Annotated in this window: 6 protein-coding genes and 1 pseudogene; 2 read left to right on the forward strand and 5 right to left on the reverse strand. The window is 67.7% G+C overall.

Annotated elements, in window-relative coordinates; genetic code table 11:
- A pseudogene (locus ACZ573_RS24630) lies at window positions 1-898 on the reverse strand (DNRLRE domain-containing protein); the annotation flags it as partial.
- A gap of 617 nt (window positions 899-1,515) precedes the next feature.
- Here ACZ573_RS24630 and ACZ573_RS24635 point away from each other — a divergent pair.
- Window positions 1,516-8,565 carry a ricin-type beta-trefoil lectin domain protein gene (locus tag ACZ573_RS24635; protein WP_471307513.1) on the forward strand — a complete coding sequence of 2,350 codons (7,050 nt, stop codon included), beginning with the start codon at window positions 1,516-1,518 and terminating at the stop codon, window positions 8,563-8,565.
- Entirely contained in the window at window positions 8,562-9,080 is a 519-nt protein-coding gene (locus ACZ573_RS24640; protein WP_471307516.1) for a hypothetical protein, read from the forward strand. The genes ACZ573_RS24635 and ACZ573_RS24640 overlap by 4 nt, the downstream gene beginning before the upstream one ends.
- A 168-nt stretch (window positions 9,081-9,248) precedes the next feature.
- On the opposite strand, the gene ACZ573_RS24645 is transcribed toward ACZ573_RS24640, so the two are convergent.
- The 4 genes from ACZ573_RS24645 to dnaK are packed head-to-tail and all read right to left on the reverse strand — an operon-like array spanning window position 9,249 to window position 13,439.
- On the reverse strand, window positions 9,249-9,722 hold the full coding sequence (locus tag ACZ573_RS24645) for a heat shock protein transcriptional repressor HspR (RefSeq protein ID WP_382540452.1): 474 nt from the start codon (window positions 9,720-9,722) through the stop codon (window positions 9,249-9,251).
- A 1-nt stretch (window position 9,723) separates the two neighbouring features.
- Entirely contained in the window at window positions 9,724-10,905 is a 1,182-nt protein-coding gene (dnaJ, locus tag ACZ573_RS24650) for a molecular chaperone DnaJ (RefSeq protein ID WP_471307519.1), read from the reverse strand.
- A 39-nt stretch (window positions 10,906-10,944) separates the two neighbouring features.
- Window positions 10,945-11,595, reverse strand: a complete 651-nt coding sequence (grpE, locus tag ACZ573_RS24655) for a nucleotide exchange factor GrpE (protein WP_301368620.1) — start codon at window positions 11,593-11,595, stop codon at window positions 10,945-10,947.
- Window positions 11,595-13,439 (reverse strand): molecular chaperone DnaK, encoded by a 1,845-nt coding sequence (gene dnaK / locus ACZ573_RS24660; protein ID WP_471307522.1) that lies wholly within the window; start codon window positions 13,437-13,439, stop codon window positions 11,595-11,597. The genes grpE and dnaK overlap by 1 nt, the downstream gene beginning before the upstream one ends.
- Window positions 13,440-13,675 lie beyond the last annotated feature (236 nt).

Genomic DNA, 13,675 nt, shown 5'->3' on the forward strand with positions numbered 1-13,675 from the left:
CCGGGGCCTTCCACGCGGGCACGTCGTCGGTGGTGGCGACCTTGCCCGACGAATCCCACATCAACGGTGACGGAGAGCCTGCGACTTCTTCACCCCTGGCGTCTCGCGCGCTGAGGGATCCGGACTCCGGGTCGAGCTGGAACTGAAGATCGGGCGAAGCGAGACGGTAATTGATCTCCGCGAGCAGAGGATCCGCGGCGGCCTGCGTGTCCTTCACCACCAGCAGGTGCGAATAGCCGCCGTCCTGAGCCGTCATCAGCAGATCGACACCCGGCCGCACATTCTCGTACAGCGCACGCGGACCGTCGATCACCGGCACGGGCAGCACACCCGGCCAACTCACGGACATGTCATGCCCGTCGGCCTTCAGACGCACCAGCTCGGTCCACACTTCACCCGGCGCATCCACCGCCAGAGCGGAACGCACCACACCGCGAGTGACCCGCGCCCCATCACTGCCGGCACTGAAGACGACGGACCCGTTCACCGCCTTCGCGGCGAACCCGCCCTCGACCGGCTGCAGATCGGTGTCGATCGCCTTCCACACCTCACCGACCCTCGCCCGGACCGCGGAGCTGGAGATGTGCTTCTTGAACAGACCGTCCGGCTGCGCCCACGTCGTCGTGTTCGCACTCCGCTCGGCCGTCACCTCCACGTCCTTGCCCGTCTCAGCAGCCAGCTTCCGCGCCTGCGGCGCCGCGACCGGACCACTCGCCCCGCCCGACGCCTTCCCCTCCGGCTTCTCGCCCCCACCCAGCTGCACACCGACCGGAACCGCAACAGCCACCGCGAGCAGAGCGGCCAAGCCACCCACAGCCCTGCGGCGCCGATACCAGCTACGTCTCGGTGGATCGTCGGCCACGGGCTCGGCTTCGATCTCGGAACCGCTGACAGCCATTCTTCGTTCTCCCCCTCGGGCATGCTCACAAAAGTGCGACCCGATCATCAACCATCCCCGGGGTCGCCGTACCTCATCGGCGGCGATATCCCACATTCTGATACGCCAAAATTGCACCACTTTTCCCGATATTCGAAGCCCCCCGAGTGATTAAGGCCACTCGAGACCCTTCGGCAGTGGACTTACCGATACCCCTCGCCCCAAGATCTGCTGGCAATTTGTCAATTCCCTGCGGCTCGGAGCGTCTGATATCCGAACGGCAGCGGCATGGGGGGTAAACGATGTCGCCCTTTGCGGCGAGTAATTTGCGCCTGCCCGGAAACGGGAAGGCGCGCAAACACCTGGCGCGTACCGGAATCGTGCTTTCCGCGGTTCTGCTGGCCTCTCTTCTGCCCGCCCAGGCCTGGGCGGTACCACCGGGTAACCGCTCCGGGGTCCAGCTCCCTGGGCTCCAGACCGATCTGAAGGCCAAGCTCGACAAGGTCGAGGCCGCAAAGCTCGAGGGGTGGGCCGGCGCTCCGGCTCAGCCTCCGGCCGGATATGAGCCCTCCAAGGTGACTCCTCCGGCAGCCGGTTCGGTAAATGTCGCACTGAATCCGGGCACAGGAGGCGCGCTGGTGCAAGCGGGCACCCTGCCCGTCAGCATCGGCAAGGCGTCCCCCACGGAGAGCAACCCGACTCCGCCCGACCCTTCGGGCACCTGGTCGGTGGCGGTCGAGGCCCGTACGGCCACCGAGTCGGTCGGCATCGACGGCGCGATCATCAAGGTCACGCCCCCCGCCGAGGGATCGACTCCGGTCGACATCCAGCTCGACTACAAACAGTTCGAAGACCTCTACGGCACCGAGTGGGCCACCCGTCTGGAACTCAGGCAGCTTCCGGCGTGCTTCCTGACCACGCCCACGATTCCCGAGTGCACCACCGCAAAGGCCGTTCCGACCACCAACGACCCGGCCACCGGCACCGTCCGTGCGACCGTGGACCCGGCCACCGGGCCGGGCCAGGGCCTGCGCACCATGGCGCTCAGCGGCGGTGCCGGCCCGACCGTGCTGGCCGCGACGGATTCCGCCTCGGGCGCGGGTGGCACGTACAAGGCCACCTCGCTCTCGCCGTCCGGCTCCTGGAGCGCGGGCGGCAGCGGCGGCGGGTTCTCCTGGAGCTACCCGCTCGGAGTGCCGGCGGCCCCGGCGGGCCCTGAGCCGAAGATCGCCCTCTCGTACGGCTCCCAGGCGGTCGACGGCAAGACCTCGGTCGCCAACGGCCAGGCCTCCTGGATCGGTGACGGCTGGGACTACCACCCCGGCTTCGTCGAGCGGCGCTACCGCCCCTGCTCGGCCGACCTCAAGGGCACGCCGAACAACAACAACAGCGCGGACAAGAAGAAGAACGACCTGTGCTGGGCCGGCGACAACATGGTGATGTCGCTCGGCGGCAGCACCACCGAGCTCGTCAAGGACGCCACCACGGGGAACTGGATCCCCGCGGACGACGACGGCTCCAAGGTCGAGCGCCTGACCGACGCGAACGTCGCCAACGGCGCCAAGGACGGCGAGTACTGGCGCGTCACCACCCGCGAGGGCACCAAGTACTACTTCGGCCGCCACGACGTCGACGGCGCGGGCAGCCGGCCCGTGACGGACTCGGTCTTCAACGTCCCCGTCTTCGGCAACCACCCCGGCGAGCCCTGCTACCAGACCGCCTTCGCGAGCTCCTCCTGCAAGCAGGCCTGGCGCTGGAACCTCGACTACGTCGAGGACGTGCACGGCAACGCACTGATCATCGACTGGAAGCGGGAGGAGAACCGCTACTCCAAGAACGAGAAGTGGAAGGAGAAGAACAGCGCCGAGGTCGGCTACGTCCGCGGCGGCTACCCGTCCCAGATCACCTACGGTCTGCGGGCGGACAACCTCTCCGGCGCCCCGGCGGCCAAGGTCGAGTTCACGGTCGACGAGCGCTGCATCAAGGAAGGCACCACGAAGTGCCAGGACTCGGAGTTCACATCGAAGAACTACGAGGTCAAGCAGCCTTGGTGGGATACCCCGTCCACGCTGAACTGCACGTTCACCGATGAGACCTGCTACGTCTCCGTCCCCACCTTCTGGACCCGCAAGCGTCTGACCGCCGTCACCACCTACGGCCAGCGCACCGAGGGCACCACGGACCTGTCCAAGGTCGACCAGTGGACCCTGCAGCAGTCCTTCCCGAAGCAGCGCACCGACACCCACCCGCCCCTGTGGCTGGAGTCGATCAGCCGCACCGGGTACGGCACGAAGAAGGACGAGAACGGCAACCAGCTCAGCGCCCCGCTGCCGCCGGTCTCCTTCCTCCCCAATGTCCAGGACATGCCCAACCGCGTCGCGAAGAGCGCCAACGACGCCACCCCGGACTACGACCGCCTCCGCGTGGAGACCATCCGCAACGAGACCGGCGGTGAGATCTACGTCGACTACTCCGCGCCCTGCCCGGTGGGCACCAGCCACCCCAAGCCCGAGGAGAACACGGGCCGCTGCTTCCCCAACCACTGGTCCCCGGACGGTGAGCTGGAGACGCCCCCGCTGGAGTGGTTCAACAAGTACGTCGTCGACAAGGTCGTCGAGAAGGACCGCGTCGCCCGCCAGCCCGACGTCACCACCAGCTACACCTACGAGGGTGACGCCGCCTGGGCCAAGGACGACGACGAGTGGACCAAGCCCGAGCTGCGCACCTACAACCAGTGGCGCGGCTACGCCTCGGTCGTCACGACGAGGGGCGTCACCGACACCGCAGTCCCGAGGGAGGCCACCGAGCAGGCCCTGACCAGGACCCGCTACTTCCGGGGCATGTCCGGCGATGCCGGCCGCCCCGTGATCACGGTCAAGGACTCCACCGGCGCGGAAACCCTCGGCGACGACCTGCGCCAGTACGCGGGCAAGGTCGCGGAGACCATTACCTACACCAAGGCCGGGGCCGGCGGCACAGTCGCCGCCCGCGACCTGAACCGGTACGAGAGCACGAAGACCGGCTCCCGGCCCCGCGCCGGAACCACCGACCTCGAAGCCTTCCGCGTCAACACCAAGCAGACCGACCAGTACGAGGCGATCGACGGCGGCACGCGCCTCATACGTGGCATCGACACCTACGAGCCCGCCTACGGCCTCAAGACCAGCACGGAGACCGAGGCCAAGACCTCGAACGGCTCCGGCGGCTGGACCGTCAACGACCAGAGCTGCACCACCACCACCTACGTCCACAACACCGCCAAGCACCTGATCGGTCTGACACAGAACGTCCGCGCCACCTCCGGCACGTGCGCGCAGGCGGCCACCGGCACCCTGCTGTCCCAGACCCGCACCTCGTACGACGCCCTGAACGCCTTCGGTACCGCCCCGGTCAAGGGCCTGGTCTTCCAGACCGACACCCAGGACGGAGCGGGCACCGGCTGGACCACCACCGGGCGCTTCGAGTACGACGCCCTCGGCCGCGTGGTCAAGTCGTACGACCCCGCCGGCAACGCCATCACGACGACGTTCACCCCGGCGACCGGACCGGCCTTCACCCAGGCCGCGACCAACGCCCTGACCCACAAGTCGACCACCAAGATCGACCCGGGCCGCGGCCTGGTCCTGGAGATCGCCGACCAGAACAACCGCAAGATCACCTCGGCCTACGACCCCCTGGGCCGTACCACGGCGGTATGGACACCTTCCCAGAACCCGGCCACCGACAAGGCCCGGCAGACCTTCGACTACCAGATCACCGAGCATGAGCCCCCGGCCGTCACCTCGCGCATCCTGCGGGACAACGGCACCTACGAGAGCTCCATCGAGATCTACGACGGCCTGCTGCGCCCGCGCCAGACCCAGGCAGAAGCCATCGGCGGCGGCCGCATGGTCAAGGACAAGCTGTACAACGCGAACGGCACGGTCCGCCGGACCAACAACACCTACTACGCGGAGGGCGAGCCGGACCGGAACATCTTCGTCCCGGAGACCGACTTCCACGTCCCGAACGCCACCGCGACCGCCTACGACGGCCTCGGCCGCCCGGTACGCAACACCACCCTCTTCGCGGGAACCGACCACCATTCCGATGTCACCGCGTACGGCGGCAACTGGATCCGCCAGCGCAGCGGCATGTCGGTGAACGGTTCGACCCCGCTGCCGGGCAGCCAGTCCACCCAGACCTGGACCGACGCGCTGAACCGCACGACGCTCATCCAGAAGGCCACGGCCGGCGACCTGACCACCTGGAACAACACCACCTACACGTACGACGTGCGCGGCAAGCTGGCCAAGGTCACCGACGCCGCCGCCAACGAATGGACGTACACCTACGACGCCCGCGGCCGCCTGACCGGCTCCACCGACCCGGACATGGGCGCGGCCTCCTTCGGCTACAACAACCTCGACCAGCAGGAGTGGTCGCAGAACTCGGCCGGTAAGAAGACCTACACCCTCTACGACAAGCTCGGTCGCCCGACCGAGTCGCGCGAGGACTCCGCGACCGGCCCGCTCGCGGCCTCGTGGACCTACGACACCCTGGCCGGAGGCAAGGGCAAGCCCGTCTCGTCCACCTCCTACACCGACGGCGCGGCGTACAAGAGCGAGATCACCGGCTACGACACCGAGTACCGTCCCACCGGGTCGAAGATCACCATCCCGGACAACGCCGCCACCAAGGGCCTGGCCGGCACGTACGCCTACAGCACCACCTACACCCCGACGGGCGCGGTCCAGTCGACGACCCTGCCCGCCACCCCGGGCGGCCTCGCGGCCGAGAAGCTGATCACGCGCTACAACGCCGACGGCCTGCCCCAGACCGTGTCGGGCCTGTCCTGGTACACCGCCGAAGTGGCGTACAGCCCCTTCGGCGAGGTCCTGCGCACCGCGTCCGGCAACGCCCCCAACCGGGTGTGGACGACCACGATGCACGACCCGAACACGGGCCGTGTCACCCAGTCGATCGCCGACCGCGAGACGCCGAACGAGCACCGGATCTCGGCGCTGTCCTACACGTACGACGTGGCGGGCAACCCGACCTCGATCACGGACACCCGGGCCGGCGGCATGATCGACCGGCAGTGCTTCTCGTACAGCCCGCTGGGACAGCTCACCCAGGCCTGGACCGGCAAGACGGACGCCTGCACCGGGCCCTCGCTGAACGACGTCACCGCCGGTCCGGATGGTGACGGCTACTGGCAGTCGTACAAGTTCGACGCCATCGGCAACCGCACCGAGCTGGTGAACCACCACCTCACCAACTCCGCGCTGGACCAGACGACGACGTACTCCTACGGCGTCAACATCTCGCCGGCCGGCCAGACCCCGGTCATGACCAAGCCCCACGCCCTCAGCAAGGCGGAGAAGAAGCAGGGGGCGACGTCCCTCTCCCAGTCCACCTACGAATACGACGCCGCCGGCAACACCAAGACCCGGAAGATCGACGCTGACACCCAGGCCCTGACCTGGGACCGCAACAACAAGCTCACCGAGGCGTCCAGTCCCGGCATCGGCGCCGTCGCCATCACCGGCCTGTCCGGCAAGTGCCTCGATGTCGACGGGGGCCGCACCGCGGACGGCACCCCCGTCCAGCTGTGGCCCTGCAACGAGGCGAAGGCACAGCAGTGGCGCCTCACCGGCAACACCGTCCGCGCGCTGGACAAGTGCCTGACCGCGCAGAACGGCAGGGCGGTCGTGGCCACCTGCAACGGCGGACCCGAGCAGAAGTTCGTCCACCGCTCCACCACCGACAAGGCGCTCTACAACGAGGCCGCCAACGCCTGCGTCGACGTCCCGAACGGCAACGACGCGGACGGCACCGACCTGCTGGTCTACACCTGCAACAACGGCACGAACCAGAAGTGGAACCCGTCCGACCCCACCACCAAGTACATCTACGACGCGAGCGGCACCCGGCTGGTCGAGGAGACCGGCAGCAGCCGGACCCTCTACCTGGGCGAGACCGAGATCACCGTCGACAAGGCCGGCAAGGCCATCGACGCCCTCCGGTACTACAGCGGTCCCGGCGGTGTCACCACCACCCGGCAGACCAACGGCAAGGCGACCGGCCACAAGCTGACCGTCCTGCTGGCCGACCACCACAACACCGCGACCGTCGCGGTCGAACAGTCGGCCGGACAGCCGGTCACCCGCCGCAAGTTCGACCCGTACGGCAACCAGCGCGGCGGCGCCGTCAACAACTGGCCCGGCAGCCGCGCCTTCCTCGGCACGGGTGTCGACGACGCAGACACGGGCCTCACCCACATCGGCGCCCGCGAATACGAACCGGCCACCGGCCGCTTCATCTCGGTCGACCCGGTCATCGACGTCACCAACCCGCTCCAGATGAACGGGTACAACTACGCGAACAACAACCCGATCTCGCAGATGGACCCGACCGGTCTCGAAAGCTGCTTCGGGTACGGCTACTGCGGTGGTGGCGGCGAAACCAACGGCCTGACCATCGAGGAGCACGACAAGACCAAGGGCAACGACACCAAGCCGCCCAGGGTCACCGTCACCGTCGACAAGCAGGGCGACATCCACGTCAACGGTGGACGTCTTCTCACCGCCGAGGAACTGAAGAAGCGCTACCCGGCCAAGAAGACCTACTACGAGCGGATGAAGACCTGGCTCAGCACGGAGAAGTGCTTCCACATCAAGGACCAGAAGACTGCCTTCTGCCAGGGTGCGGCCGACCTCGGCCTCTTCGACTACGAAAGGTCCGCGCGGGACGCCGAGATCGGCGACTTCATGCTCCTGGTCATCGCCCCCGACGCGGCCGCATGGGCGTCCTGCGCCTCCTTGTCCGTGAAGGGCTGCGCGGTATCCGCTTTGGACCTCCCATGGGCCAAGTGGGCCAAGGGCATCAAGATCGCGGTGAAGAGCGAGAAGAAACTCGACAACTTCAACCTACCGGGAACCAAATGCGCGAAGTGCTTCCTCGCCGGCACTGACGTCCTCATGGCCGACGGCACTACCAAGGACATCGAAGATGTCGAAGTGGGCGACGAGGTAAAGGCGACCGATCCCGAAACCGGGGAAACAGGAAGTCGTCAAGTCACCCACTTGATCGTCACCGAGGACGACAAGTACTTCAACACGCTCTCGATAGCCACCGAAGACGGAATCGAAGAGCTCACCGCCACCCACGAGCACCCCTTCTGGTCCCCTTCGGCCAACGCCTGGCTGGAGGCAAGGGAACTCACCGCCGGGTCGACCCTGCTCACCGACGACGGCACGATCGTCATCGTCACGGCCAACAAGCCCTACACACAGCACGCCAGAACGTACAACCTCACCGTCGACGACCTCCACACGTACTATGTGCTGGCAGGGTCGACTCCGGTTCTGGTTCATAACAGCGACTGCATCCATGCTTCGGTCGCCTATCAGGACTGGGCAACCAAGGGCGCCCACATTCACATCGGAAAGAGCGAAGTCCGCATCTTTCCGGACGACAAGGGCGGAATTGGGGCGGAACCGATTCGCCTGAAGAACGGAACCGCAAGTTCGAAGGAGGTTCAAAAGGTGCTGGACGAGATCCACTCAAATCCCGACCTCAGGGCCGACATCATCCAGAAGGCCACTTCCGCTCGCAACAGCATGAACGCCGGAGAATTTGGAATGAAGTCCAACCGCGCCGCGGAAATGCACTTCCTGATCAAGAACCTGGAGAAGCTCGGATGAGCGCACTCCAGTTCTGCATCGACGTCTTGCGGTCTGGCACCGTACAAAACCTCGGGCTGAATGCCCGGCCTGACGACTGGGAGGCGCAGCTCGGCCGCGATTACGTCGACGATGTGCGCAAAGGGCGAATGCGTCGCGACTTCGGACTGGTGGAACTCTCCTTCATCAAGGGCGCTGATGGATGGCAATGCGTCGAATTGAGCATTCAGATTCACAGGCTGGCGACCGGAGAACCTGATGTCGTCTCGAATGCCCTGATCGAAAGGCATGGGAAATTTGAGGAGCGGATCAAATTCTGCGACCTCGAGGAACACATGGCTGCCGAGGGTATCCGCTTGCGCCGGATCGACGACCGACTTCAGGAGCCTCACGCCAGATTCGCGGTAGCGGAGTCGGCCGCAATCGTGCACGTACTGACGGCTGAGCTCGGAGGTGTGGGACGGCCGCTCAAGGGAGATGTCTGGTCTATTTCCCTGGCGCGTGACTTCGACAGGCGGGAAATTCCCATCCCGTGAGCGACTCACGCGGATCCGGCTAGCGATGGGCAGCCCCGTCACGTCACGTCCTGACGGGGCTGCTACACGGGGCCGGGTGGCGTTGAGGATGACATGACGAAGGGCCCCACCGGATGTGGTTTCCGGTGAGGCCCTTCGTGTGTTCGTGCGCGAGGCGCGGGGCCTGGATCAGTCCAGCGGTCGCTTGGGGCTGGGGCGCCAGACGACCAGGGCGCTGCCCGGCTGCGGGGGCTGGTACGGGACCAGGTCGCGGCGGTACGAGGCGTGGACCTGGGCCTCGCGCGCCTGCAGCGTGGCCGCCGCGCCGTCCACGGCCGCGGAGAGTTCGGCCACGCGCTGCTGGAGCGCGGCGACCTGGTTCTCCAGTTCGATGATGCGCTTGATGCCCGCCAGGTTGATGCCCTCGTCCTGCGACAACGCCTGCACCGTGCGGAGCAGTTCGATGTCACGGGCCGAGTAGCGCCGGCCGCGGCCGGCCGTACGGTCCGGGGAGACCAGGCCGAGACGGTCGTACTGGCGGAGGGTCTGCGGATGCAGACCGGAGAGCTGGGCGGCCACCGAGATCACGTAGACCGGGGTCTCGTCGGTGAGTTGGTAGGCACCGTTTCCCAGACGGGAGGACTGTCGTCGGCGGCCGTCCATGTCATGCTCCCTTCGCGGACTCGAACAGCGCGGAGCGCGGGTCCTGCGACTCCGTCGCCTCGCGGTACATCTCCAGGGCCTCGCGGGCCTTGTCGGACAGCTCGGTCGGGACCGCGACCTCCACCGTGACCAGCAGGTCGCCGCGGGTGCCGTCCTTGCGGACCGCACCCTTGCCGCGGGCCCGCATGGTGCGCCCGTTGGGGGTGCCCGGCGGCAGCTTCAGCGTCACCGAGGGGCCGTTCAGGGTCGGGACCTTGATCTCGGCACCCAGCGCCGCCTCCGCGAACGTCACGGGCACGGTCACCGTCAGGTTGTCGTCCTTGCGGCCGAACACCGGGTGGGAACCGACGTGCACGACCACGTAGAGGTCACCGCCCGGACCGCCGCGCTCGCCCGGCGCACCCTTGCCGCGCAGCCGGATCCGCTGGCCGTCGGAGACGCCCGCCGGGATCCGGACCTGCATGGTGCGGGAGCTGCGGGCGCGCCCGCTGCCCTTGCAGACCTCGCAAGGGGTCTCCGCGATCAGGCCGCGGCCCTTGCAGTCCGCACAGGGGTCGGTCAGCGAGAAACCACCGCCGCTGCCCCGCGAGACCTGGCCGGTGCCGACACAGGTCGGGCACACCCGGGGGGTGCCGTTCTTGTCGCCGGTGCCCGAACAGGCCTTGCAGGGGGCCTGGGAGGACATCCGGAGCGGGACCGTGGCCCCGTCCACCGCCTCCGTGAAGGAGAGGGTGACCTCCGACTCGATGTCCTGGCCGCGGCGCGGCTGGGTACGGGTGCCCGCACCGGGGCCGGCGCCGCGGTTGAAGAGGCCGCCGAAGACGTCACCCAGGCCGCCGCCGAAGCCGCCGGCCTGGCCGGCGCCCTGCTGCTGACCCCCGAAGAGGTCGCCGAGGTCGAAGTTGAAGGAGCCGCCGCCGCCCGGCCCGGGGCGGAAGCCACCGTTGCCGAACAGGGCGCGCGCCTCGTCGTACTCCTTGCGCTTCTTGGCGTCGCCGAGGATGTCGTTCGCCTCGGAGATCTCCTTGAAGCGCGCCTCGGCGGAGGCGTCGCCCTTGTTGGCGTCCGGGTGGAACTCGCGGGCGAGCTTCCGGTACGCCTTCTTGATCTCGGCCTCGGTGGCGTCCTTCGGGACACCGAGGACCTTGTAGTAGTCCTTCTCGACGAAGTCCTTCGTGCTCATCCCCGGTGTCCCTCCTCCCGTGCTTCTACGTGTGGTGCATCAGCCCTTGTCGGGGGCATCCGCGTCCAAGCCGTCCGGCGCTTCGCCCTCCGTGGACTCGGACTTCGGGGCCGCGCCCGGCTGGGGCTCGGCCACCGCGACCCGTGCGGGACGGATCGTACGCTCGCCGATCCGGTACCCCGGCTGCAGGATCGCCACGCAGGTGTCCTCGGTGATGTCCGGCGCGTACGAGTGCATCAGGGCCTCGTGGATCGTCGGGTCGAAGGGCTCGCCCTCCTTGCCGAACTGCTGCAGGCCCATCTTGGCGGCGACGGTCTCCAGCGATTCGGCCACCGACTTGAAGCCGCCGACCAGCTCGCCGTGCTCCCGCGCCCGGCCGATGTCGTCCAGGGTCGGGAGCAGCTCCGTCAGGAGGGACGCGACCGCGATCTCCTTGACGGTGATCCGGTCCCGCTCCACCCGGCGGCGGTAGTTCTGGTACTCGGCCTGGAGCCGCTGGAGGTCCGCGGTGCGCTCGGAGAGCGCGGTACGGGCCTGGTCCAGCTGCGCCAGCAGTGCCACGTCCTGGCTTGCGTCCCCGGCCGGGGCCGCCTCCTCCTTGGCGGAGTCGGCGGCCTTCGGCTCAGCGTCGTTCTGACCGGCGTCGGGGACTTCGGGCTTCTCGTCGAAGCCCGGGGTCTCCTCCGACATCAGGCAGCGCCGCCCTTCGGCTTCTCGTCGTCGACGATCTCGGCGTCGACGACGTCGTCGTCGGCCTTGGCCTGGCCCGCGTCACCGGCGCCGCCGGCGGCCTGGGCGGCCTGCGCGTCGGCGTAGATGGCCTGGCCGAGCTTCTGGCTGACCGCGGCGAGCTTCTCCGTCGCGGTGCGGATCTCGGCCGTGTCCTCGCCCTTGAGCGATTCCTTCAGCTCGGAGACGGCGGCCTCGACCTCGGTCTTGACGTCGGCCGGGACCTTGTCCTCGTTGTCCTTGACGAACTTCTCCGTCTGGTAGACGAGCTGCTCGCCCTGGTTGCGGGACTCGGCCGCCTCCTTGCGGCGCAGGTCCTCGTCCGCGTACTGCTCCGCCTCCTGGCGCATGCGGTCGACCTCGTCCTTGCCGAGCGAGGAGCCGCCGGTGACGGTCATCTTCTGCTCCTTGCCCGTGCCAAGGTCCTTGGCCGTGACGTGCATGATGCCGTTCGCGTCGATGTCGAAGGAGACCTCGATCTGCGGGACGCCACGCGGGGCCGGGGGCAGGCCCGTCAGCTCGAACATGCCGAGCTTCTTGTTGTACGCCGCGATCTCGCGCTCGCCCTGGTAGACCTGGATCTGCACGGACGGCTGGTTGTCCTCGGCCGTCGTGAAGATCTCGGACCGCTTGGTCGGGATCGTGGTGTTGCGCTCGATGAGCTTGGTCATGATGCCGCCCTTGGTCTCGATGCCGAGGGACAGCGGGGTCACGTCGAGGAGCAGGACGTCCTTGACCTCACCCTTGAGCACACCGGCCTGGAGGGTGGCGCCGATGGCGACGACCTCGTCCGGGTTGACGCCCTTGTTGGCGTCCTGACCGCCGGTGAGCTCCTTGACGAGCTCGGCGACGGCCGGCATGCGGGTGGAGCCGCCGACCAGGACCACGTGGTCGATCTCGGACAGCTGGATGCCGGCGTCCTTGATGACGTTGTGGAACGGGGTCTTGCAGCGGTCGAGCAGGTCCGCGGTCAGCTGCTGGAACTGGGCGCGCGTGAGCTTCTCGTCCAGGTGCAGCGGGCCCTCGGCGGAAGCCGTGATGTAGGGCAGGTTGATCGTGGTCTCCGTGGAGGAGGACAGCTCGATCTTCGCCTTCTCGGCGGCCTCGCGCAGGCGCTGGAGCGCCATCTTGTCCTTGGAAAGGTCCACGCCGTGGCCGTTGGCGAACTGCTTCACCAGGTAGTCGACGACGCGCTGGTCCCAGTCGTCGCCACCGAGGTGGTTGTCACCGTTGGTGGCCTTGACCTCGACGACGCCGTCGCCGATCTCCAGGAGCGACACGTCGAAGGTGCCGCCACCGAGGTCGAAGACGAGAATGGTCTGGTCGTCCTTGTCGAGGCCGTAGGCCAGGGCGGCGGCCGTCGGCTCGTTGACGATGCGCAGGACGTTCAGGCCCGCGATCTCGCCGGCCTCCTTCGTCGCCTGGCGCTCGGAGTCGTTGAAGTAGGCCGGGACGGTGATGACCGCGTCCGTGACCTTCTCGCCCAGGTACGCCTCGGCGTCGCGCTTCAGCTTCTGCAGGATGAAGGCGCTCATCTGCTGCGGGTTGAAGTCCTTGCCATCCAGGTTGATCTTCCAGTCAGTGCCCATGTGGCGCTTGACGGAGCGGATGGTCCGGTCCACGTTCGTGACCGCCTGGCGCTTGGCCACCTCGCCGACGAGGACCTCGCCGTTCTTGGCGAAGGCGACGACGGACGGCGTGGTCCTGGCGCCCTCGGCGTTGGTGATGACGGTGGGCTCGCCGCCTTCCAGAACGCTGACGACGGAGTTAGTGGTGCCCAGGTCGATGCCGACCGCACGTGCCATTTCAATTCCTCCAGCTGACTTGAGTGGAACAGACTCAACCATGCCGCATCGCCGCGCTTGCGTCAACAGAGCTGAGTCGAGTCGGCTCAATCTTTAGCTGCCGCTTACGCGCAACCCTGGGAGCTCACCCCCGACCTCCCGGGGGTCCGGGGGCCGGCCCCCCGCAGCGGCGCTGCGGCCGAACGGGTCACCGCGACCGCGCGCCACCGCGAGACCGCCCAAGGCATACGGCAGCG

It is taken from the genome of Streptomyces sp. NPDC040545, assembly GCF_055595065.1.